The following is a 21,655-nucleotide window of genomic DNA, read 5'->3' as shown; positions in this document are numbered from 1 at the left end:
AGAATGGAAAATAATGTAATTTTGGCAAAAATTAATTTTTTCATGGATTTATCCGACGAAACAAAAATATGGTTATGTGATTTAGAAAAAAACAATCCATGTTTCAGGAATGAAATTGATTTAGATTATTTTAGTTTTAATAAAGAAAAATGGAAAATAATCTTTGTTAATTCATCTCAGCAGATAATTGATGAGTTTTTTTTAGATTTAGGTTTATCAAAAGAATACCTTCCAAAAATAGAAGTGCAAGATTATTATAGTGGTTCATTTGTTATTAATGCAGATATTATTATTAGTTCCGGCTTAACCCTATTATTTAATTCAATACACGGTTTTTCAGGGGTCCCTCAAATTTATGAAGGTTTGAAGGGATTAAAAACTAAATGGAACGAATCAATAAGAGATATCATTTCTAAAGAGGTGTATCAAGACCTTAAAAATACCTATAATCAAAGACCACCAAGAGTTACTGTTGACACCAAAATCGCAATAGATACAAGACCTTTATTAGATCTAAATGAACGTGACATGCGGTCACAGAGTGCTCAAATAAATGTTGGATTATCTCGACATAGTTTTAAATTGGAAAATTTAAGTGAGGAAACTATCTCCCATTTGAGAGTTGGATTGTTAATCGGATTTTCTAAAGAGAAGTTATGTGAGTTTGAAAATTCTTACCAAAATGGAATAAATAATTTATTTGCTCATAAATCTATTACCATAAATCTATGTGATTTTTTAGATAAAAATGGTAATTCATTTGATTTACCACGAGAACCAGTTTATATAGTCTGTTGGGTTGAAGAAGGTAACGGAATTTACTTTTTCCAGTTTTATTTAGATTATTAAATGAATGGGGAATAGAAAATGTGGAAGAAATATATAATATTTGCATTATCAATTCTTGTTATTGTAGCAATAATATTTATTTATATCACTTCATTAAATCAACCTCAGTATTCTCCTATATTATCAATTTTAGCTATAATAATAGGTGCAACAATTACAATGATCTTTAACTTGGTTTTGGACGAACAAAGAATAGCCAAAAAAGAAGGTAAATTAATATCAGCTATCAGAGCTAAAAATGCCAATAATGTAGCAAATGCCACAGCTAATTGTGAAGCTCTTGAAAAAGAAATAAGTGATATAAAATCTACAAAAGTAGATATGTGGAATTTATTAATTCCATTACATGATTTATTGCCTTTGAATGAGATAATGGAAGACATTAACTTGTTAATAGAAAAAGAAAGTATAAAATTACCTATAATTGCATCAGAAATTGAATTCCTTAACAAAGATATGAAGATTAGACAAGACTTGATATTAGAGAACAAAGTTTCGATTGATATCATTATATATCGTGATAAATTAATTGTAAACAGTCTAAAAAGCTTTATTGAAACTGTTGAAGAATATGAAAAGGATATTTTTGGAGATGTAATAAAAGTAGAAACCAATAAATTAGTTGAATAGATTGAATATCTAACTATCTTCATGTTGTTTGGATAAATTGATCACTTAAATAAACCACAGAGATACTGGAAGAATAAATAAAAGTTATAATAGCGATAATATGTTATGTAATCTGTTTAGAAAGATTTATAGTTAATAAGAAATATATAGAGGGAACAGATGCAAACTACATTAACCTGTGAGGACGCAATCGAATTCTTATCAAAGGGAGACTTGAATGATAAGAAACGTTATAGAAATATGGATGCTGCGTGTTCTATCGAATTGAAGAACACGGTTACTCTAGAAAACAATATAAAACCAACTTTTTCCAAGGTTGCAGATGGATCCATAATTACCTTATTTGATAAAACACCTTATCCTGAGAATGATGAAGATGTGGTGTGCCCTCATTTTATTGAATTAAAGTGGGCTAATGGCTGTAATTTTGATTGTGCTTGGTGTTATCTTAATGGGACTTTAAGGTTCAGGCCTATGAAGAAAAAGCCTTACATAAAAGAAAAAGACAAGATAAAAAGTCACATAAGAAATTTCCTCTATCAAAATGAAACTCCTTCGCTACTGAACTCTGGCGAACTATCAGACTCACTACTTTTTGAAGGAACAGAAGATGCATTATCTGGTTTTGTTATTGACTTATTTAAAAAACAAAATAAACATAAACTCCTGGTTCTCACTAAATCCGATAATGTTGATGGGATAATTGAATCTAAATCCCAAGATATCTTAATATCAAGTTTCAGTATCAATGCTTTTGATGTATCAAAGAAATGGGAAAAAAGAGCACCTTCACCTAAAAAGAGAATAAAAGCTGCTAAAAAATTATATGATGAAGGTTATTCTGTTCGTATGAGAATAGATCCTATAGTGCCAATAAATGGTTGGAAACATAAATACAAAGAAATCATCGACTATTTATTTAAAAACCTAACTCCTGAAATAATCACCTTAGGATCTCTAAGAGGTTTACAAAGCACCATAAATAACTCCAAGGATAAAAGCTGGGTGGATTATTTAGATGATAAATCAAATTGGGGTAAAAAAATCAGCTTTGAAAAAAGACTTGAGATGTATAACACCATAATAACCTACCTTAAAACCGAACACTGCTTTTCAGATGTTGGATTGTGTAAAGAAACTATTAAGATGTGGAATTCCATTGATATGAATTATAAAGATATAAAATGTAATTGCATTTGGTGATTATGTGCCTCATCGCGATGATTCATTAGAAAAATGGGCTTACAAAGAACATACTAAGGTAAAACATGAGATATTGAGTAAATACCTTAGTGGTTGGATCAGAATTCTGGGTAGTCATAACAAAAAGGTTTGTTATTTTGATTGTTTTGCTGGAAGAGGAAAATACGCCGATGGAGAGGATGGTTCTCCGCTTATAGCACTTGAAACTGCGTGTAGGATTAAAGACCAGTTCGAGTATATTGATGAAATTGTTTGTACTTTTATAGAAAAGGATAAAAATAATTACAATAATTTGAAGGCTGTAATCGATGCAGAAAAAGACAATGCAGAAAAATATGATAAAATTAACATATTAAATCCTATTAATGATGAATTTAGTAATCTTGTTGCGGAAATACGAGAAATTAGAGGTCGATTAGCACCTTCCTTCTTTTTTATAGATCCATTTGGTTTTGGAGGGGTTCCTTTCGAAGATATTAAATACATTCTATCTCTTCCTAAAACTGAAGTTTTTTTTAATTTCATGGTAAGAGATGTAAATAGATTTTTAACAAGTTCTAAGCATAGAATTAGTATAGAAGAGTTATTTGGATTTAATAATGTTTCTGATATTTTAGAAAAAAAATATTCTCATTTAACGGCCGAACAGTCATTATTAAGATTGTATAGGGATCAATTACACAATTATGCATCTGTAAAATATACTCTCCCGTATAAAGTAAATGCTGATGATAAATTACAGACAACTTACTATTTAATCCATGCGACTAATCATCCCTTAGGATGCGCATTAATGAAAGGAGTTATGTATAGCATAGGTACCGAAGGTAGATTTGGATATTTAGGTCCTGCTGAAGGTCAAATGACTCTTGAGTCATATGGTGATTTATCTCAATTCAAAGAATTCTTATTAGATAGATTTCAAGGTAAAACTCTTTCTTTTAAGGAAATACAAGAATTAAGCTGTATGGAGACATTTTTTATAGAAAAACATTATAGACAAGCTGTTAAAGAATTATATGGGGATGAAATTATTGATATTCAGGGTTTAGGGCCCCGAGGCGGTATTAAAAAAGAAAGTCAAATTGTGTTTCCTAAGATGATATCCTAATGGTAAACTATCAATTTCATCCTTTTGGAGGGTATGGATCGTTACCATAACTATCTCTTTTCTGGAATTTCCCTTTTTTATCATGTATAATTAATTCGGTTTTATCTTTCTTAGCAAGCTCTCTAGCTCTGTTTTCTGCTTCAGATTTAGTATCAGTATGGACAGAGGCCCTTTCTCCACCTTCTCTCTTAATATCCCAACCACCTTTCTTGTTAGGGATTACATGCACAGTTTTTTTTGTCATAAATATTCCTCTATTGTAAGTGATCTCACTTTATTAATATAATTTCAATTAGCAATATTTAATTAACATTGAATTTATGTATTTATTCATAATTACCACCCCACATCACCTAAATGTATTCTCTTTACGCTCAATTTTTATGTCATCCCGTGTTTCATATGTATTAATTGAAGGAGTACCAAGAAGAAAAACATTTCTATCCTCTGAATTGTTCTATGAGCACTAAGAAGTTATATTATTTAATAAAAACTAGTTTAACCATACTAATCTATCAATGCACGAGTATTTGACTTCAATATAAGGCTATGAAATTAACCACCATTACTTTTATATGCTATAAAATCAAATACAAGAACGAACGTTAGTTCGCATAAATCAAAAGAGGTAATTAATATGGTAAAAAAAATTGAGTTAAATAATTCGAATATGCCTGCATTAGTTGATGAAGAAGATTATGAGTGGTTAAATCAGTTTGAGTGGGAAGCTATCGAATTGGAGGATGGAGTTCATGCTGTTCGACGTGTTATTTATGGTGATGGTACATACCAGTGGATATTGATGGAAGACATGATAATGGGAATTGATTAATCATTAATCAACCCACTATCCATATATGATCTTAAATTAAGAACTTAACGAAGTGGAAGGTTATCCTTTAACTTTTCTTATTATTATTTCTAGTTTTTCGCCATGTTTTGGCTTTAATTCATTGACTAAAGATTCAATATCAACATCATCATAAAAATCACGCTCATTCTGTTTGTATTTAACAGCTCTAACGACTTGTTTTACTTCTCGTGCTTTTTCAGACATCATATTACCTCTTTGCCTTTTCTAAGCAGTTATATGTTAATTACCGTATAAATTTGTTTATACATTACTTCTCGCCTGCTCTTTAGGACAACTGCAATAACTTTTAAACTTCAAATTTTTTATTCTGAGGTGATGCTATGCGAGTTAGTGAAGGTATTCCTAGAGGAAGGAAAGTACACCTATACCATCCTGAATTGCTTTCCGACCACGAAGAAGTTATTATTTACACTAGAGATGAGTTTAAGCGTAACTATTTGGCAATGAGAGAGTACATAGATTATGCTTTTAAACAATACAGCCAAATAGACAGCGAGCGAGAATTTGAGTTAACAGGGCATTGGGCTAGAATTATGGAGAGGATCCATTTTATTAATGTTGATATGGATTTATTTTTAGACAAAAAACCTTCTCAAGCATACCTTGATACATATGTCAAGATCCCTGTTGATCCATCCGATGATCTCCTTGCAGAATCTACGAGTAACGTACCAGCAAAATCATTGGGTGTCAATTGGTTGTAAATAGATAGAAGTAATGGTAAAGATGAGACGTAGTTTTGGTATCGTAGATCAGAGAAGAATCCTTGCATACAGACCACAGTTATTCCAACGAACAGATGACTTACTTGTATTCCCTGCTAAAGATTTTCAACAGTGGCATAGCGAGATAACAGAATATTTAGATGGTCTTTTCCAAATAAAAGCACAAGCGGATCCCATAACATATGAAGAAATTCATTTAGCTATTGGTTTGCTTATTAATATAGACCGGGAGCTAGTAAACCTTTTTGACCTTGATAAGGAGATTGATTTCTCCTATCAGTATGTTTCCCAAATGGATACGAAATATAAAAGGAGAGACCCGCAGCTTTATGGGAGAGATATGTTTCATATTGATAGAAAAGTTTTGAAAATTACTCCTCAGCTAAAACACAAACATCAAATGGAGATTCTGGATTACGCTCACTGGCTTTGGGCTCAAAAAGACAAACCAACTGTCCTTAAAGTAAAGAAAAAATGACAATAAAAAAGTTTATTCTATTGGATATTGATTATGTCACTCGGAATCGTGAACCCACTATAAGGTTATTTGGTACACTCTTGGGCAATAATGATCAAAGGCATATAATAGCTCTGGATAATAGCTTTAAACCTTACATTTATGCCATTCCTTTTGATATTAATTCATGTATTGATGAGTTAATAAATTTAGGGCTTAGTTTGGTAGAAATAGTCTCTAAAAAAGATAGGAGAAAAATAAGAGACGTTTTGAAGATAACATTCAACCACCCAAGAGATATTAAACAATTCAAAGAAAAAATTGAGAATCTTAAGTCAGTAAAGGATGTTAGAGAGTATGATATTCCCTTTGAACGTAGATATCTAATAGATAAGGGATTATCGCCTATGAATGGAGTAAAAGTACAAGGAAAGGTTGTATCCTCAAGATCTTCAACATGTATGTTCAAAGTGGTAGATCATCCCAAGGCATTGGAATTAAAGCCTGAACTTAAAATTTTGAGTTTTGACATTGAAGTCGATAGTCCTACTGGCATACCAGAGCCCGATAGAGACCATATCGTAATGATCAGTCTCTCTAGTAACTATGGACTTGGAAAGACATTTTCCACTAAAAAATCATCATCCGCTTTTGTAAGGACCGTCCACAATGAGAAGGAATTATTACAGAAATTTGTTGGAACTATTAAATCTGAAAATCCAGACATAATCACTGGTTACAACTCAGACAACTTTGATTTTCCTTATATTAAAGAAAGGGCCGATCGATTAGGTGTATCATTAAAATTGGGAGTTGATGGGTCAAAACTTAGTTTGATGACAGTTCCTAAAAAAGCTGCAATGATTAAAGGACGCATTCATGTAGATCTCTATAGAATTACTCGCAGACATCTCCAATTAAACAGCCATACAATAGGAAGCGTTTATAAAGAGCTATTTGGTATTGAAAAATTAGATATTCCTGCATCGGAGATTTCTAATTATTGGAATAGTGGTGGCGAAAAAAGAGAGGCACTTTTCAGATATTCTCTTGAAGATGGAAAAGCTATTATCCACATTGGAGAGAGGATGTTGCCTATGAGTATTGAACTTGCACGAATCGTTGGACAGCCCTTATTTGATATTGTCCGAAGAGGGACAGGAACGCAAGTAAAGTGGCATTTAATAAGAAAAGCCTATGAATTTAATCATATTCTACCAAATGAACCGGGGACATTTGAACGAAACGTTGTGGGAGGACATGTAATAGAACCTACACAGGGCTTAAATGAAAATATTTTTTACTTCGATTTCAGAAGCCTATACCCCAGCATAATCATAGCAAAAAACATTTCCCCAGAAACCTTATGTCAAGATGGTGATGAAGAAACATGCCATATTGCACCTGAATTTGGATATAAGTTCCAAAAAAATCCCAAAGGTTTTATCCCTACAGTCACAGCTCAAATTTTAAACGAACGGATACACATTAAGTCTTTGATGAAAAAATCTACAGATCCCGAGGAAAAACAAATCTTAAACTTCAGACAAGAAGCACTGAAAACACTAATCTCCACGATTTATGGGCTTTATAATCATCCACAATATCGTTGGTATTGTGTTGAAGCTTCAGAGGCCATAACAGCATGGGGAAAAGATTTTCTCATAAAAACTATGGAAAAGGCTGAAAACCATGGATTCAAGCCATTATATGCAGATACAGATGGATTCTTTGTGACCTATTCCGACTCCACAAGAGAAGAGGATTAATTCTCTACTTATGTCGCTCAATATATTCACTCATAGCTTCATGCATTCCTTTAGTTCTAGAATTATATCCATTCTTTTTTAAACATTCGTCAAACTCATTTAAAAGCTTTTTAGGTATTGTAATTGCTATTCTGATCATATTTGTAACCTCCTTATCGTAATACTAATTTAAAAACTTATAATATATAATACTTTTCATTAATTATATTATTAATTAAGCGAACGAACGTTAGTTATATATATGATGAAGTTAAGTTAGATCTAAGAAACGAACAAGCGTTAGTTATAAAGTTCGATGAATGTACAAAAATGTACATAATTTTGGGTTAAGTTAACCACATGGACTAGTAACGAACGTTAGTTAAAAACTCGGTGTATTACCATGAAGAATCAAAAGTCAGGCCAAGAATCCAAACCTACCAAAGAGAGAATATTCGATGTGGCCCTTGAATTATTCTCAGAAAAGGGTTTCAACGCTGTTTCTGTACGTGAAATAGCACGCGAAGTAGGAATACGGGAAAGTTCAATTTACAACCATTATAAAAACAAAGAAGCTATCCTGGACACTATAATTGACCATTTCGTGTCCAAACTCCACTCCAGTGGCTTTTCTGAGGAAGAAGAAACAATCCTCCTGGATCAGGACCCGGAAGTGTATTTACAGCAAGGGGCCCGGATGTATCTGGAACAGATCAACACCCCGGAGATGGAGAAGATATGGCGCCTGGTTTCCATTGAAACCTATCACAACGAAAAAATAAGGGAATTTTTCAAGAAAGAGCTTTTAGAAGCCCCTCTAAATATCTGGGAGAACACTTTCCAGATGATGATAGAGAAAAAGATGATCAAACCTTTAAACCCCCGGACACTGGCCCACGAATATTTCTCATTCGCCATTTACCTGTTCTTTGAGTACTACTTCCTGAAGTACGACGAAGACTTCGATTCATTCATGGACCTGGCCCTGGAGAAAATGGCCAAACACAATGAATTCTTCCTGGAAGCCATTAAAATCTAAAAATCAAAAAAACCAGGCGATTAAAAAAAAAATCATTCTAAAGAAAGTGAGAATATGAAAATTTTAACCATTATCGGAAGCCCCCGCCGGAAAGGAAACAGTTACCAGGCCGCCCGCCAAGTGGAAGAGGAAATGAAAAAGAGGGGAAATTACGAATTTGAATACCTTTTCCTTAAAGATACCGATCTCCAGGCATGTCGGGGATGTTTTAACTGTGTCTCCCGGGGAATTGAGTTCTGCCCCCTCAAGGATGACCGGCAAATGATTCAGGATAAAATGGCAGAAGCGGATGGCCTGGTTCTGGTCTCACCAGTGTACGTTATGACTGTCTCCGCTCTCCTGAAGAACTTCATTGACCGGGTGGCCTATCTCTGCCACCGCCCAGAATACCACGGTAAGAAAGCCCTGGTACTGTGCACCACCGGAGGAGTGGGAGGTAAGGAAACCCTGGATTACATGGAAAAGATAACCGAAGCATGGGGATACCAGGTTAATGGTAAATGCAGTTTGAGCACAGCACCCTGGCCAGCAACACCGGGCCTGCAAAAGAAAAACAAAAAGACACTGGATAAATCCGTGCAGAGATTTGACCAGTCCCTGAAATCTGCAGAAAAAGAAAGATCAGGAAAAATTAAGGTAAAAATTATGGATTATGTCAGTTTCCGGATCTTCCAAACCATTTCCGGCGAGGTCCGGGATTACATGCCGGCAGACTACCAGTTCTATCAGGGCAAAGAGTACTACCAGCCCGCCAGGATAGGCCTTTTAACCAGAGCAGTGACGGGAATCCTGTTGAAGGTGATCTTCTTCATGATGAGGGATATGGGGCCCGGAGAAGAAAAAAATAAGTAAATCCCCACTAACCTTAAAAATGTTAATTTAAAGTTTCACATTATTGAAGTTCAAATTAAAATAATCAATAATTTTATATATGATTAGTTAATATTATCAAATAAACAAGCAGGGATCGTCAAGAAACCTGTTATTCCGGTGGAACAATGAAGGCTAAAAAATTAAAAATGGAAATAAAAACAGCTAAATTTTCGTTTCCCATTCCAGCGTTACGTTTTTCAACGTTGAAATGGATTTCCAGATTGATACTCAAATACGGGCCTTCCAGAATAAAGGAAGGCAGGTGGCCACCATCTGGTGAACACCACACCGGGGAGTTCTTAGAAAATATAACCCCCCAGGATGTGGAAATAATCCTGGACCAGTTGGAACAGGAAGAACCCTTTGAACTGGTGAACATCGACACCTACGATGAAAACCAGGAAAAAGTGGTAGTGAAGATCTACACGGTGTAACAAAGGATTATACGCACCTCAAGAGGAGATGAATGGATTTGAAACGTGAAGTACCAGGAAACTGCCCCATCTGTAAGAGTGAAACCAAAGTCACCGAGATCTACTGTAAAAACTGTGATACTACCATCCGGGGCGAGTTCGAACTCTGCAAGTTCTGCCGATTGAACGAAGAACAAAAATACTTCGTCGAGGTTTTTATCAAAAACCGGGGTAATATCAAGGAAATAGAAAAGGAACTGGGAATATCCTATCCCACAGTGAGGAACAAACTGGATGAAGTGATTTCCTCCCTAGGATACAAACTGGAAAAACCAGCCATCAATCAGAAGGAGATCCTGGAAAAACTCAGTAAGGGAGAAATCAGCAAGGATGAAGCCCTGAAGTTGTTGAACAAATGATGATAAAACCGGTGTTAGGAGGAGTTTTTAATGTCTAAAAGTGTATCGGAAGAGAAAATGCAAATATTAAAAATGGTAGAAGATGGAAAAATAACGGTTGATGAAGCAACTGAGCTTTTAGCTACTCTGGATAAAAATGATGAGAAAATTATCCCTCGAAAAGATGTTAAATGGTTAAAGGTCCGGGTGTACACCCTGGACGACCAGCCCAAGGTGAACGTGAACATACCCATTTCCCTGGTGGATGTGGGATTGAAACTGGCCAAAAAATACGACCCCAAACTGAAGGAATCTGGACTGGACAAGATCGACCTGGACGAGATATTGGACGCCGTTAAAAATGGGGCGGAAGGCAAACTGGTGGATGTCATTGATGAAGAAGAACAGACCAAGGTCAAGGTCTACGTGGAATAAAACCAATAAACAATGCGGATTCAAAGTAACGGATTAAATTATTAGAAGATATTCAGGGAAGAAATATGCAAAGTAACACTGCCAACTTGAAACCCAGAGAGAACCCCCCAAATCCCCGGGTTCTCCTGGTGGGTTACAACGGTGCCAACAACACCGGATCTGAAGCACGGCTCCTGGCCATAATCGAGGATGTCCGGAGATTACTGGGACCCCAGGTGGAGATCACCGTGCCCACTTTGAATGAGGAGAACTTGCGCCGTTATCTGGCCGAAGATGAACATCTGCACATTGCCCCCATACCTTCTATCTTCTTCCTGGCCATTGATAAACTGGTAAAGCAGCATGACCTGGTGCTCCTGGTGGAAGGCAGTTGTTACATGGACACCTGGACTTCCGCCCTGCTCTGGGCATTTTTATGGGCTACCCACAGTGCCCATCGGCAACATAAACCCTGTGTGGCCTATGCCGTGGACGCAGGAAAACTGTCTCCCTTGAATCGCTGGCTGGTTAAAAGGGAAGCCAGCAAAACTGACCTCATCATCACCCGAACCAGACACGCCCTGGAAAGGTTGCAAAAAATTGGGGTAACTGCACCAATTACCTCCACTGCGGACTGTGCCTACACTTTCCAGGAAGATAGTAAAGATCATGATTTTCTGAACAGCTTATGGCCGGAAGCCTCCGAAGGTACGATTGGCCTGGCAGTGGTGGACTTTTCACTCTGGCCCGTGGTTATCCGGCCATGGGGACGTGAAGAAAACCTTTACAAGTGGCCGTATTATTTTTCCCGTTCCCCGGAGCGGATGAAGATCCAGGAGAAACTCATGGAAGGATGGGCCCGGATCGCAGATGAAATAATCCAGAAACACCACAAGAAGGTGGTTCTCATTTGTATGGAAGAACTGGACCAGCCCTTGGCTGAGGATATTCTGGAAAGAATGGAAAATAAGGATAAATGTAGAATAGTATCGTCTCGCCAATACAATGCATCCCAGATGACAAGCATGCTGTCTGGTCTGGATTTACTGGTTACCTCCCGTTACCATTCGGCAGTACTCTCCCTTCGTGCCGGTGTTCCCCAGATAGCAGTGGCCCATGATCCCCGACTAACCTCACTCTACCAGGATCTCCACCTCTACCAGGACTATCTTATATGCCACGATGACCCTCATTTATGGGAAGATCTTCAGAGTAAGATAGATTTACTCCTAGGAGATAGTGATTTGCAGAAAGATAAACTGGAACCGGGACTAAGCCAGCAGCTTACTCTATCCCAAAAGAACCGGATCATTCTGGGGGAGTTCCTTAAAGAGAAAAATATCATCTCATAGTTTTACACTCAAAATTCATCCATGATTACATTCAAAAATAGGTAATAGAAATATGGTGGAACAAATGCCAACCCGTGTGTTACTTTCTGGAGCCAATGGTTTTCTGGGAACCCAGATCGCTCGTCAGCTGATCAATCTCCCGGGAATTGAAATTATAGCCATGATAAGATCTAAAAACAGAGCCCATGGCCTTACACGTTTAAAGAGGGCTTGGAGTGACTGGGATGAACTTCTTGATGCATTGAAAGACCGGGTTACGGTGATTCCCGGTGATGTCACCCGGGAGGATCTGGGTATGGCCCGTCAGGATTACCAGGACCTGGCTTCAAGCATAACCCATATTATTCATACCGTGGCTGACCTCCGCCTCCATGCACCTCTGGAAGAACTCCGCCTGACCAACGTGGAGGGTACTCGCCATTTACTCAAACTTGCCGACCTGGCCGGTGAAAATGGAATTTTCAGACGTTTTTCACATGTATCCACGGCATACGTGGCGGGGAAGCGTGAAGGACTCATAGTTGAAGATGATTACACTGAAAATATTTCAGAAGAACCTACTATTGGAAAATCTCAAAATAGGAAAGTAGCTCACCACGAGAATAATCGAGAAGAACCTCCGGCAAATAAAGGTTTCTTCAGTAACTACGAGGAGAGTAAATACGAGGCCGAAAGAGTAGTCCGTGAATCAGATGTGCCCTATTCTATCTTCCGGCCAGGAATGGTGGTGGGAGATTCCAATACCGGTGAAATAAAAACATTCAACACGGTATATGCCCTGTTCAAACTTTACCTAAAGGGCAAACTCCGTTTTATTCCCACCAGCTCATCTCTCACCTTGAACATGGTCCCGGTGGATTACGTGGCCCACGCCATCAGTAATTTAAGTTTTAATCAGGAGGCAGAAGGCAGAACCTTCCATCTCACCGCACCCCCTGATTCATTACCATCCATTAAAGAGCTCTTGGACCAGGTAGGGGTGTGGGCCCGGGAAAAATTGGATGTTAAACTCCCCCAACCCTTTTTCATCCCGGCGTCATCCCTGATTCAGCGGATGGCCCCATCTTCATCACCCGGATCAGGGGCCCTGAATATTCTATTCACCCTGGCCCCTTACCTGGATGAGAAACACACTTTCAGCCGGGAAAATACTGAGAATCTTCTGGGTCCCTTTAAACTGAAATGGGAAGAATATTTACCCCACCTCCTGGAGTACGCTATTTATAATGGTTTTTTCCATCGTTCGGAACGCACTGTTCATGAACAGGTTCTCTATCGCCTGGGAGGGCGCAGTTATCCCGTGAAATATTATGATATCACCCCGGAGGGTATCCAGGAGAAACCTGCACTCCAGGTGCGTGAGGATATCATTTCCGCTTATCATTCACTTAAAGAGTCTGGTGTTGGTCCGGGGGATCGGGTGGCCCTGGTGGGTTTAAACAGCACCCGTTACTTGACCCTGGACGTGGCTATCGGATTAGTAGGAGCAGTTAGCGTACCCCTCTACTACACCAGTCCACCCCTTGAAATAAAAAACATTTTAAAAGCCAGTGAAGCTAAATTCCTGTTTATTGGTACTCCTCATCTTATGAAACGCCTGTCCGAACTGGACCTGGACCTGGAAATCATCTCCTTCTGCCGGGAATCACAGCCCATCCCCCGGGGTATTATGTCCTGGTCACGGTTCCTGGAAAAGGGTAAAGTCTGGGAGAAGGGTAGGGACCGGGAGAAGGGTGAAAAAAGTACAGTATTTCCCCAGTCACCAGTGGATTTTGACGGTCTGGCCACCATCCGTTACACCTCGGGTACCACCGGAACACCCAAGGGTGTCACCTTCAACCAGGGAAATATGAGGTGGATGGCCGAGGCCATGGCTTCACTGCCTCCCTGGGAGGACCGGAATCGTGAAGTACGTTACCTCTCATTTTTACCCATGAACCATGTGGTGGAAGGCATACTGGGGACCTATTCCCCTTATTATGCTCCGGCTCCCCTGAAGATATACTTCCTGGAGGACTTTAACCAGCTGGCTTCCGCACTCCCCCTGGCAAAACCCACTATATTCTTCTCCGTACCCCGTTTCTACGAAAAGTTATGGTCCCAGTTGAAGGAATCCTTCCTGGGAAACCATTACGCTCATCTAAAACCTGGACTACTAAAAAATATACTTAAACCATTGGTACACAGGGTATTTATGAGTAAAGCGGGCCTGGACCGTTGCTCCCAGCTAATAGTGGGCTCGGCCACTTCCAGCCAGCACCTGATCCAGGATTACCATGAACTGGGAGTGGAGATCCACAATGCCTACGGTTTGACCGAGGCACCCCTGGTTACCCTGAACCGGAGGGGAGCCAACCGGATAGGTACTGTGGGTGAACCCTTACCCCAAACCCATTTGCGAATAGCTAGAAACGGGGAAGTTATGGTTAAGGGCCCCCAGGTCACCCCGGGCTACTTTGAATCGGATATAACTCCTCCGAAGAAGGAGGGTTGGCTTTTAACTGGGGATACTGGGTTTGTAACCCCGGAGGGTAGTCTAGTTATAACCGGACGGAAGAAAGAAATTATAATAAATTCTTACGGTAAGAGTATCGATCCCCTTCGTATTGAGGCTTTGCTTCGTGATGCCCCGGGAACCAGTGAGGTGATGCTGGTGGGTGAGGGTAAACCCTACCTCATTGGTCTTTTCTGGGTAGAGGAAGAACATCATCCCCGGGATATAGAGGAAACCATCCACCGCATCAACCAGGATCTTTCCCGACCAGAACAAGTTAAAAGATGGGCTTTACTCCCCAACGACCTTTCCATTGATGGAGGGGAACTCACCGCCAACATGAAACTTAAAAGGGAGATAATCACCCAGCGCTACCAGGATGTGATTGATTCCCTCTACCAGAAAACATCTCATCCCCTCATCCTGCACCAGGGTCAGGTGGAGGAAGGATGATGGGACTTAGGCTGCGAATTCTGTCCAGGTGGACACCGGAGTGGTTACTGAAAAAGGGCCTGGATGAACTGGCCAGTTCCACTATCCAGGGACTGGGAGAACTTTTAAATGAGCATTCTCCTCAGAAAAATTACGAAAAACAAAAGGATTATCAAAAACAAGTCATTTTGAATGGTAATCTGGATGAAAAAAGAAAATTGATGGCTCGTGCCCATAATAAACTGGTGGAATCCCTGATAGAGAATATGGGGAATGATGAAGCCCTTTCCCAAGGGAGGCAAGTTATGTTCCAGAAAGGATTAGTCCTGGGACAGAGGTTTAGAAAGATTTTAGGTGTGGGAAACCATCTAAACGACCTGGTTAATGCCGCCCGAATCTTGTACTCGGCACTGGGTATTGATTTTCAGGTTAAAGAAAATAAAAGGGGCGAAATAACTATGGTAGTTAACCACTGCAGCCTGGCTCGAGATTACAATCTCCAGACCTGCCATATTCTTTCTGCAGCTGATGAGGGTGTTGTGCAGGGTTTAAACCCCAATATCAAGATGGAGTTCACCCAGAGGATCACCGAGGGATGTTCTAATTGTTTGGCTTCTATAAAAATAGGATGAATTAAAAAATTAACCAGGAAAATATGAGGATTTGAGAAAAATGAAAGCTATTGTGGTGGGTAGTGGTGCTGGAGGGGCAACTGCAGCTCGAGAATTGCAATCAAGAGGTTTTGATGTTTTAGTACTGGAGGCCGGGCCTCCGTTCAAACCATTCACCAGGCATATATCCTGGGCAGAGCCACTGCGCCGTTTCGGCCTCATTGGAGGAGAAGGTACCTTCAAACATTTCTTCCCACCCATGGACATACAGCGCTCTTCCCGGGAACTGATACTGGTGAGGGGTCTTACCACAGGAGGGTCAACTGTCTTATCTTGTGGTAACCTGGTGAGGGCAGATCAGGGATTGGAAGAGATTGGCTTGGATTTAACCCCGGAATACGATGAACTGGAGGGTGAGTTAAATCCCACTATCATTCCCCCGGATACCTGGAGACCCGTGACCAGGGATATGTTCCAGTCTGCTGAAAATCTGGGTTTAAATCCAAAACCCACCCCTAAAGTTGTTAATAAGGATAAATGCAATTATTGTGGTCTTTGTGAGCTTGGATGTTCCCGTGGAGCGCGTTGGGATTCACGGAAGTTCCTTAATGAAGCAGTGCGGAAAGGGGCCATCCTTCAGAGCAGGTCTCCAGTGGAAAAGGTTATAATCGAAAAGGGAAGGGTAACTGGTGTTGTAACCCCTGACAGTAAACAATACCATGCAGATGTGGTGGTTCTATCGGCAGGAGGTATTGGAACTGCCCAGATACTCAAAAACTCCGGTTTAAAGGCCGAAGATCACCTGTGGGCAGACATAGTCTTAACCCTGGGAGGAGTCTTACCCGGTGCCCGACAGCTGGAAGAACCACCCATGGCCTGGTACACCCAACAGGAAGATTACATTCTATCCCCTTACCCCGATATCCTCTCCCATTACTTCCACAAACCCTGGAGGAAAGTTCCCATCCAGGATCGGGTTGGATTGATGGTTAAACTGGCCGATGTTGAAGAAGGCACGGTTTATGGGGATGGAAGGGTTGATAAAACCCTGACTGACCATGACCAGCAGAGATTGGATAGGGCCATCAGCCAGGCCCAGGAAGTTATGGAAGGAGCTGGAATTTCCGGACCCTTTGTTAGAGGTGTTCCTAACGGCGGGCATCTGGGGGGAACAGTTCCCCTTAAAAAGGAGGATGTGCCTGATATGAGACCTTCATGGCTCCCCGATGGACTATGGGTGGCTGATCTTTCCCTGGCACCACATTCCCAGGGATTGCCCACCATATTACTCACCGCAGCCCTGGCACTGAGGGTGGCCAGGAAGATCCCTGGAAACTCCAATGGAGAAGAATTTAATGATATAAAAACAAATAAATTAGTATGAAAGAAATTTACACTGAAATTGAGATCAATGCTCCAGCCAGGGCCGTGTGGAGTATACTGACTGATTTCGACCGATTCCCCCGGTGGAATCCCTTTATGAAACGAATTTCCGGAACCCTACAGGAGGGAGTAATGCTCGAAATCTTTATAAACCCTCCAAATTCCAATGGAATGACCATTAAACCAAAAATCCTGGAGTATGAACCAGGGAAGAAATTAAGATGGCTGGGGGTGCTCGGAGTAAGGAAACTCTTTGATGGAGAACACAGCTGGACCACCGAAGAAATAGATGAAGATAAGACCTTATTTATCCAGAAAGAAGTCTTTACTGGGCTGTTAGTCCCACTGGGATCCGGGCTGCTTAGAAACACGGCCACTGGTTTTGAAATGATGAACCAGGCCCTGAAAGAAGAAGCGGAAAAAGAGTAGTGGGATTGTAGACATTAAATGGTTAGTTCATAGCATATATTCTAAAAAAAACGCCTTAATGATTTTAAAATAAAAAAAATAAAAAAATGGTTTTGAAGGTTGAAAATGGATAGTTAAGAGGAGTTCTAGATTATAAGACTCCTCCGGCACCACCCATATTCTTCCCGGTTATGGCACTAATGGTTATTTCACCTATACTGGTTCCATTACTTATTACCGGTACTGTGTATACCAGTTGGCCCTCTATTTCACTGAGCTGTGGTGTTCCTACCTGGGCACCTGTTTCTTTAACGAATTTCGCGGCTATCTCTTGGGCTTCTTCCGGAGATATGGTGACATTGGTTCTGTTGTTTTCGGGTATTTTCTGGTTCTCCTGGTCTTCACTGTTGTTCTCTGGTATCCCCGCTGCAAAGAGTGCCAAGGCCACCACTGTTAACACGGTTAACATCACCGCCAATAAAACCAGGATTCTCGTTGATTTTTTAATCATTTTATCTCCCTGGTTTTAGAAGGGTAGGCTGGTGTAGTAACCTTTAAATGTGTAGGTTGCCGTGTTCCAGTTGTTGATAACTCCCAGCTGATTTCTAGAACTGGTGGCATCTGCAACTAGCCACTGCCCGTCAACATAAAGAATTGCCCAGACATGCCCGTACCAGCTACCACTACTGAATTGACAGTTACCATGGACGTATCTGGCAGGTATCCCTGCTGCTCTTTCCAGAGCTATTAACAAGTGAGCAGTATCCACACAGTTACCCCCACCGGAGTTTAAAGTGCCTACAGCACCTTTCACCGTGTTGTAGTAAAACTCATAGCCAATGTTGTCTCTAACCCAGTTAAAGATCAGCACTGCTTTTTGGTAAGGGGTGGATGCTCCGGCAGTTATCCTGTTGGCCAGGGAAATGATGGCTGCATTATCTGCTTGGCAGTTGGCAGTAGCTGCCAGGTACTGGTCAAATCCAGCAGGTAGTTTATAAACTACCAATGACCACGATTTGATTCCAGTTACCGAAGATGGGAGCTTTAAGTTGCTTTTGTAGTAATCCAATACTCGGCTGTAGGTGTAAATGAGATTGTAGAATCCCATTTGACCCAGACTAGTTGAAGCATAGGTCGGTGCAATCTGGTTGGTTTCCATGTATGTTTTAATACTCTGAGCTACTTGTACCAGTTCTGTGATTCCCATACTACCCGAAGATGTTTGATCACTGCTGGCAGAAACACTGGCTTTTTGCAGGTAGGTGACGGAGTTGTCGTTGTTGTTAATTTTCACTGTTGCAGTGGTTAATAGGTACAGGAATTGGGCCCTATTAATTACTACTCCACTTATGGTGATGTATTCCGGCATGAAACCGTTTCCATCCACGAAAGCCCGGACCTCGGCAGCAACTTTACTGATTTCCTGGTTGGTGAAGTAGTCGTCATAGATGGGTATGTTCTGGGTAGTCCATCCCTTTAGTAGTATGGTAGCCGGCAAGGTCTTGTGCAGGTTGTACTGCTGAAGCACCCGGCTGTACATGTAGATAAGGGATTTGAAACTCACTGTTCCCAGAGAAACCTTCATACTGCTTGGTCCTTCTTTATTCTGTTCAATATAACTTTTAATATATTGAGCTAACTGTAAATAACTACCTTTGCTTAAATTACCAGAAGTTATTGCATCATTAACTGTTTTAGAAGGTAGGACTGCGTTTACTGGATAAACAGAACCTGAGCTAGAACTGTTGATCAAAATGGTGGCTGCAGCCAGGAGATGCAAGAATTGGGTCTGGTTGAGGGATACTCCTCCCACGGTTATCCATTCCGGCATGTAACCGTTTCCATCCACAAAATTTTTGACATCAACTGCTGCACGGGTTATTTCAGCAACTGTGAAACTTGTTTTATCAGATATGGGTATGTTTGTCGTTTTCCAGGGTTTAACGTTAATTACCACAGGTAAATCCTGATTTACAGTGTTTATGTTGAGTATTCTGCAGTACATGTACAGTAATGACTGATAACTCATGGTTCCCAGGGATGTGGAAACCGAACTTGGTGCTTTTCGATTGGATTCAATGTAGTTTTTGATGGTATTGGCGAGAGTTAAGTATTCACTGGAAAGTAAACTACCCCCAGTTACGGTTTCACTGGAAGTTCCAGGTACGCTGGCACTTATAAGACTTATCAAGGAGTTATCACCGCTGTTGATGTGCAAAGTCGCGGTGGCAATTAAGTACAGGAACTGCGACTGGTTAACCATCACTCCATTAATGGTGATGTACTCGGGCAAGTATTTGTTTCCCTCCACAAAGCGCTTAACATCAATGGCCGCTTTAGTGATTTGTTCTACAGTGAAGAACTCATCCATAATGGGCATGTTTGTGGTGGACCAGGAGCGAATGGTAACTAAAGCCGGAAGTTTGTTGCTATCATCCTTGTAACTACCCAACACACGAGAATACAGGTAGATTAAAGATTCAAATTTCACCTTCCCTAGACTGGTGCTGATAGTTGCTGGTGCCTTCTGATTATTGCTGCTGTAAGTTTGAATGGTCTGAGCCAAAGCCAGATATTCGGTTTTATTAAAAGTTCCAGGGGTAACAGTTTCTGTGCCAGTTCCCGACTTTTTAACATTAACCAGAGTCAGGGCACTGGTATCACCATTACCAATCTTCAGCAAAGCCTCAGTTAACAACTCTAAGAAAGTAGCCTGATTAACCACAATCCCGTTAACCGTAATGAACTCCGGCAAGTACTTATTGCAATTAACAAAATTCCGAACCTCAACCGCAGTATTAACCACGTCTTGAGTAGTAATAGATTTTTTGGTAGTATCAGTTATGGGGATAGAACTCCAGGGCCGCACAGCCATAAATGTAGCTAACACACCATTACTCGCATACATGCTCAGTACACGAGAGTAAAGATATAAAAGCGACTCAAACTTCATATCGCCAAAAACAGTACTCATACTAACCGGGGCCTTCTGATTAGTGGTAAAATAGGCCTGAATATCTTGAGCCAAAGCCAAATACTCGGTCTTAGTAAAAGTTCCAGGGGTAACAGTTTCGGCACCAGATACAGGTTTTATAACGTTACTTAAAGTTAACGCAGTAGTATCACCGTTACCAATCTTCAACAAAGCCTCAGTTAACAACTCTAAGAAAGTAGCCTGATTAACCACAATCCCGTTAACCGTAATGAACTCCGGCAAGTACTTATTGCAATTAACAAAATTCCGAACCTCAACCGCAGTATTAACCACATCTTGAGTAGTAATGGAATTTTTGGTAGTGTCAGTTATGGGAAAGGTACCCCAAGGTCGGACTGCCAAGAAGGTGGGCAACACATTAGTGCTTTCATACAAACTTAATCCACGACTGTAAAGGTAGATTAAAGAATCGAATCCAATATTACCAAAACTAGTACTGATGGTAGCTGGGGCTTTCAGATTATTGCTGATGTAAGTTTGAATGGTCTGAGCCAAAGCCAGATATTCAGTTTTGGTGAATGTTCCTGGATTTACTTTTTCAGTTCCTGATCCTGGTAGTTGGACATAGATTAAATCTATCAATGTACTGTCGCTGTTATTGATTTTTATTGTAGTTGCTGCTAACAATTGTAGGAATGTAGCTTGATTTACCAGTGTTCCATTGATGTTTATGTATTCTGGAAGGTATTTGTTCCCTTCTAGAAACCTTTTAACATCATTGGCTGCATTGATTATCTCCCGGATGGTAAAACTGGCCTTACCCGAAGAAACTTCTTCACTAGGGTCACCAGCTGCACCTTCTACATTACTAGAATCACTGGGAAAACTTGTTTTATTAGAGTTTAGGTCTGAACTACTGTTTGTTGTAGAGTTTTCGCTTGAAAAATTATCAGAACTTTGAATAGATTCTTGATCTGTCGTGTTCTGTAAATTTTCAGTTGTGTTTTGTGTTTGTATAAGATTTTGTGTTGAATTTCCGCTTAAATTATCGGTTAAGTTATCTGCTGCTGCAGATGCATTAGATGTCAATGCCAAACTAACTAGCATTAACACTAATAATATAAATTTCCGATTAATTTTACCGCCTCCGTGTCCCCTAACATCCTCTTTAAAATCATCAGATGCTCTTGGACAACAAGAGATCATCTACCATACTATATAAATATTTTTATCTAATTTTTAAAAAAAAGTCAATTATAAAGCTTCTTTTTAAATTTAGAGGGCATTCTAACGGTTTTGAAAAGTC

General features: G+C 39.9%; 23 protein-coding genes. 18 read left to right on the top strand and 5 right to left on the bottom strand.

What is annotated here, in order from left to right:
* Window positions 1-3 precede the first annotated feature (3 nt).
* From CIT02_RS08815 to CIT02_RS08800, 4 genes are all read left to right on the top strand, one after another.
* Window positions 4-849 carry a hypothetical protein gene (locus tag CIT02_RS08815; RefSeq protein WP_292611661.1) on the top strand — a complete coding sequence of 282 codons (846 nt, stop codon included), beginning with the start codon at window positions 4-6 and terminating at the stop codon, window positions 847-849.
* An 18-nt stretch (window positions 850-867) separates the two neighbouring features.
* The gene (locus CIT02_RS08810; RefSeq protein ID WP_292611659.1) at window positions 868-1,479 is read left to right on the top strand and encodes a hypothetical protein; all 612 of its coding nucleotides are present in this window, start codon (window positions 868-870) and stop codon (window positions 1,477-1,479) included.
* Between the two features lie 159 nt (window positions 1,480-1,638).
* Window positions 1,639-2,682 carry a spore photoproduct lyase family protein gene (locus CIT02_RS08805; RefSeq protein WP_292611657.1) on the top strand — a complete coding sequence of 348 codons (1,044 nt, stop codon included), beginning with the start codon at window positions 1,639-1,641 and terminating at the stop codon, window positions 2,680-2,682.
* A 4-nt stretch (window positions 2,683-2,686) separates the two neighbouring features.
* On the top strand, window positions 2,687-3,793 hold the full coding sequence (locus CIT02_RS08800) for a three-Cys-motif partner protein TcmP (protein ID WP_292611656.1): 1,107 nt from the start codon (window positions 2,687-2,689) through the stop codon (window positions 3,791-3,793).
* A gap of 16 nt (window positions 3,794-3,809) precedes the next feature.
* Here CIT02_RS08800 and CIT02_RS08795 read toward each other — a convergent pair whose 3' ends face one another.
* Window positions 3,810-4,037, bottom strand: a complete 228-nt coding sequence (locus CIT02_RS08795; RefSeq protein ID WP_292611655.1) for a DUF2188 domain-containing protein — start codon at window positions 4,035-4,037, stop codon at window positions 3,810-3,812.
* 393 nt (window positions 4,038-4,430) lie between these two features.
* Here CIT02_RS08795 and CIT02_RS08790 point away from each other — a divergent pair, with 393 nt between their 5' ends.
* Window positions 4,431-4,625, top strand: a complete 195-nt coding sequence (locus CIT02_RS08790; RefSeq protein WP_292611653.1) for a hypothetical protein — start codon at window positions 4,431-4,433, stop codon at window positions 4,623-4,625.
* Between the two features lie 60 nt (window positions 4,626-4,685).
* Here CIT02_RS08790 and CIT02_RS08785 read toward each other — a convergent pair whose 3' ends face one another.
* Window positions 4,686-4,853, bottom strand: a complete 168-nt coding sequence (locus CIT02_RS08785; RefSeq protein ID WP_292611651.1) for a hypothetical protein — start codon at window positions 4,851-4,853, stop codon at window positions 4,686-4,688.
* Between the two features lie 134 nt (window positions 4,854-4,987).
* On the opposite strand from CIT02_RS08785, the gene CIT02_RS08780 reads away from it, so the two are divergent.
* From CIT02_RS08780 to CIT02_RS08770, 3 genes are all read left to right on the top strand, one after another.
* Window positions 4,988-5,371: a hypothetical protein gene (locus CIT02_RS08780; RefSeq protein ID WP_292611649.1), complete on the top strand. Its 384-nt coding sequence runs from the start codon at window positions 4,988-4,990 to the stop codon at window positions 5,369-5,371.
* Window positions 5,372-5,384: 13 nt separating this feature from the next.
* Window positions 5,385-5,870 (top strand): hypothetical protein, encoded by a 486-nt coding sequence (locus CIT02_RS08775; RefSeq protein ID WP_292611647.1) that lies wholly within the window; start codon window positions 5,385-5,387, stop codon window positions 5,868-5,870.
* 80 nt (window positions 5,871-5,950) lie between these two features.
* Window positions 5,951-7,618 carry a DNA-directed DNA polymerase gene (locus CIT02_RS08770; RefSeq protein ID WP_363123657.1) on the top strand — a complete coding sequence of 556 codons (1,668 nt, stop codon included), beginning with the start codon at window positions 5,951-5,953 and terminating at the stop codon, window positions 7,616-7,618.
* Window positions 7,619-7,622: 4 nt separating this feature from the next.
* Here the strand turns inward: CIT02_RS08770 and CIT02_RS08765 are convergent, their stop codons facing one another.
* Window positions 7,623-7,757, bottom strand: coding sequence for a hypothetical protein (locus CIT02_RS08765; protein ID WP_292611643.1), 135 nt, complete (start codon window positions 7,755-7,757; stop codon window positions 7,623-7,625).
* A 243-nt stretch (window positions 7,758-8,000) separates the two neighbouring features.
* On the opposite strand from CIT02_RS08765, the gene CIT02_RS08760 reads away from it, so the two are divergent.
* The 10 genes from CIT02_RS08760 to CIT02_RS08715 all read left to right on the top strand — a co-directional run bounded on the left by CIT02_RS08760 (window position 8,001) and on the right by CIT02_RS08715 (window position 17,435).
* Window positions 8,001-8,636 carry a TetR/AcrR family transcriptional regulator gene (locus tag CIT02_RS08760; RefSeq protein WP_292611641.1) on the top strand — a complete coding sequence of 212 codons (636 nt, stop codon included), beginning with the start codon at window positions 8,001-8,003 and terminating at the stop codon, window positions 8,634-8,636.
* Between the two features lie 54 nt (window positions 8,637-8,690).
* The gene (locus CIT02_RS08755) at window positions 8,691-9,488 is read left to right on the top strand and encodes a flavodoxin family protein (RefSeq protein WP_292611639.1); all 798 of its coding nucleotides are present in this window, start codon (window positions 8,691-8,693) and stop codon (window positions 9,486-9,488) included.
* A gap of 146 nt (window positions 9,489-9,634) precedes the next feature.
* Window positions 9,635-9,943: a hypothetical protein gene (locus tag CIT02_RS08750; protein ID WP_292611636.1), complete on the top strand. Its 309-nt coding sequence runs from the start codon at window positions 9,635-9,637 to the stop codon at window positions 9,941-9,943.
* A gap of 32 nt (window positions 9,944-9,975) precedes the next feature.
* Window positions 9,976-10,341: a DUF2089 domain-containing protein gene (locus CIT02_RS08745; protein WP_292611634.1), complete on the top strand. Its 366-nt coding sequence runs from the start codon at window positions 9,976-9,978 to the stop codon at window positions 10,339-10,341.
* A gap of 30 nt (window positions 10,342-10,371) precedes the next feature.
* A complete protein-coding gene (locus CIT02_RS08740; RefSeq protein WP_292611632.1) occupies window positions 10,372-10,755 on the top strand; it encodes a hypothetical protein in 384 nt (127 codons plus the stop codon).
* 65 nt (window positions 10,756-10,820) lie between these two features.
* The gene (locus CIT02_RS08735) at window positions 10,821-12,086 is read left to right on the top strand and encodes a polysaccharide pyruvyl transferase family protein (RefSeq protein ID WP_292611630.1); all 1,266 of its coding nucleotides are present in this window, start codon (window positions 10,821-10,823) and stop codon (window positions 12,084-12,086) included.
* A 64-nt stretch (window positions 12,087-12,150) separates the two neighbouring features.
* A complete protein-coding gene (locus tag CIT02_RS08730) occupies window positions 12,151-15,033 on the top strand; it encodes an SDR family oxidoreductase (protein WP_292611628.1) in 2,883 nt (960 codons plus the stop codon).
* Window positions 15,030-15,644: an L-2-amino-thiazoline-4-carboxylic acid hydrolase gene (locus CIT02_RS08725; protein ID WP_292611626.1), complete on the top strand. Its 615-nt coding sequence runs from the start codon at window positions 15,030-15,032 to the stop codon at window positions 15,642-15,644. The genes CIT02_RS08730 and CIT02_RS08725 overlap by 4 nt, the downstream gene beginning before the upstream one ends.
* A gap of 40 nt (window positions 15,645-15,684) precedes the next feature.
* A complete protein-coding gene (locus tag CIT02_RS08720) occupies window positions 15,685-17,007 on the top strand; it encodes a GMC family oxidoreductase N-terminal domain-containing protein (protein ID WP_292611624.1) in 1,323 nt (440 codons plus the stop codon).
* Window positions 17,004-17,435: an SRPBCC domain-containing protein gene (locus CIT02_RS08715; RefSeq protein ID WP_292611622.1), complete on the top strand. Its 432-nt coding sequence runs from the start codon at window positions 17,004-17,006 to the stop codon at window positions 17,433-17,435. Before CIT02_RS08720 ends, CIT02_RS08715 begins: the two co-directional genes overlap by 4 nt.
* 130 nt (window positions 17,436-17,565) lie before the next feature.
* Here CIT02_RS08715 and CIT02_RS08710 read toward each other — a convergent pair whose 3' ends face one another.
* Window positions 17,566-17,925, bottom strand: a complete 360-nt coding sequence (locus CIT02_RS08710) for a PepSY domain-containing protein (protein WP_292611620.1) — start codon at window positions 17,923-17,925, stop codon at window positions 17,566-17,568.
* A 15-nt stretch (window positions 17,926-17,940) separates the two neighbouring features.
* Entirely contained in the window at window positions 17,941-21,456 is a 3,516-nt protein-coding gene (locus tag CIT02_RS08705; protein ID WP_292611618.1) for a transglutaminase-like domain-containing protein, read from the bottom strand.
* Between the last annotated feature and the right edge of the window lie 199 nt (window positions 21,457-21,655).

The sequence above is a fragment of the Methanobacterium sp. BAmetb5 genome, assembly GCF_003491305.1.
Classification (GTDB): Archaea; Methanobacteriota; Methanobacteria; order Methanobacteriales; family Methanobacteriaceae; genus Methanobacterium.
This window is presented reverse-complemented; position numbering and strand designations above follow the sequence as displayed.

Coding starts and splice junctions, on each gene's coding strand:
- CIT02_RS08765 (WP_292611643.1), bottom strand. CDS start 7,757: ATGATCAGAATAGCAATTACAATACCTAAAAAGCTTTTAAATGAGTTT.
- CIT02_RS08795 (WP_292611655.1), bottom strand. CDS start 4,037: ATGACAAAAAAAACTGTGCATGTAATCCCTAACAAGAAAGGTGGTTGG.
- CIT02_RS08815 (WP_292611661.1), top strand. CDS start 4: ATGGAAAATAATGTAATTTTGGCAAAAATTAATTTTTTCATGGATTTA.
- CIT02_RS08775 (WP_292611647.1), top strand. CDS start 5,385: ATGGTAAAGATGAGACGTAGTTTTGGTATCGTAGATCAGAGAAGAATC.
- CIT02_RS08790 (WP_292611653.1), top strand. CDS start 4,431: ATGGTAAAAAAAATTGAGTTAAATAATTCGAATATGCCTGCATTAGTT.
- CIT02_RS08750 (WP_292611636.1), top strand. CDS start 9,635: ATGAAGGCTAAAAAATTAAAAATGGAAATAAAAACAGCTAAATTTTCG.
- CIT02_RS08715 (WP_292611622.1), top strand. CDS start 17,004: ATGAAAGAAATTTACACTGAAATTGAGATCAATGCTCCAGCCAGGGCC.
- CIT02_RS08705 (WP_292611618.1), bottom strand. CDS start 21,456: ATGCTAGTTAGTTTGGCATTGACATCTAATGCATCTGCAGCAGCAGAT.
- CIT02_RS08720 (WP_292611624.1), top strand. CDS start 15,685: ATGAAAGCTATTGTGGTGGGTAGTGGTGCTGGAGGGGCAACTGCAGCT.
- CIT02_RS08810 (WP_292611659.1), top strand. CDS start 868: ATGTGGAAGAAATATATAATATTTGCATTATCAATTCTTGTTATTGTA.
- CIT02_RS08780 (WP_292611649.1), top strand. CDS start 4,988: ATGCGAGTTAGTGAAGGTATTCCTAGAGGAAGGAAAGTACACCTATAC.
- CIT02_RS08760 (WP_292611641.1), top strand. CDS start 8,001: ATGAAGAATCAAAAGTCAGGCCAAGAATCCAAACCTACCAAAGAGAGA.
- CIT02_RS08710 (WP_292611620.1), bottom strand. CDS start 17,925: ATGATTAAAAAATCAACGAGAATCCTGGTTTTATTGGCGGTGATGTTA.
- CIT02_RS08745 (WP_292611634.1), top strand. CDS start 9,976: ATGGATTTGAAACGTGAAGTACCAGGAAACTGCCCCATCTGTAAGAGT.
- CIT02_RS08740 (WP_292611632.1), top strand. CDS start 10,372: ATGTCTAAAAGTGTATCGGAAGAGAAAATGCAAATATTAAAAATGGTA.
- CIT02_RS08755 (WP_292611639.1), top strand. CDS start 8,691: ATGAAAATTTTAACCATTATCGGAAGCCCCCGCCGGAAAGGAAACAGT.
- CIT02_RS08735 (WP_292611630.1), top strand. CDS start 10,821: ATGCAAAGTAACACTGCCAACTTGAAACCCAGAGAGAACCCCCCAAAT.
- CIT02_RS08725 (WP_292611626.1), top strand. CDS start 15,030: ATGATGGGACTTAGGCTGCGAATTCTGTCCAGGTGGACACCGGAGTGG.
- CIT02_RS08785 (WP_292611651.1), bottom strand. CDS start 4,853: ATGATGTCTGAAAAAGCACGAGAAGTAAAACAAGTCGTTAGAGCTGTT.
- CIT02_RS08730 (WP_292611628.1), top strand. CDS start 12,151: ATGCCAACCCGTGTGTTACTTTCTGGAGCCAATGGTTTTCTGGGAACC.
- CIT02_RS08805 (WP_292611657.1), top strand. CDS start 1,639: ATGCAAACTACATTAACCTGTGAGGACGCAATCGAATTCTTATCAAAG.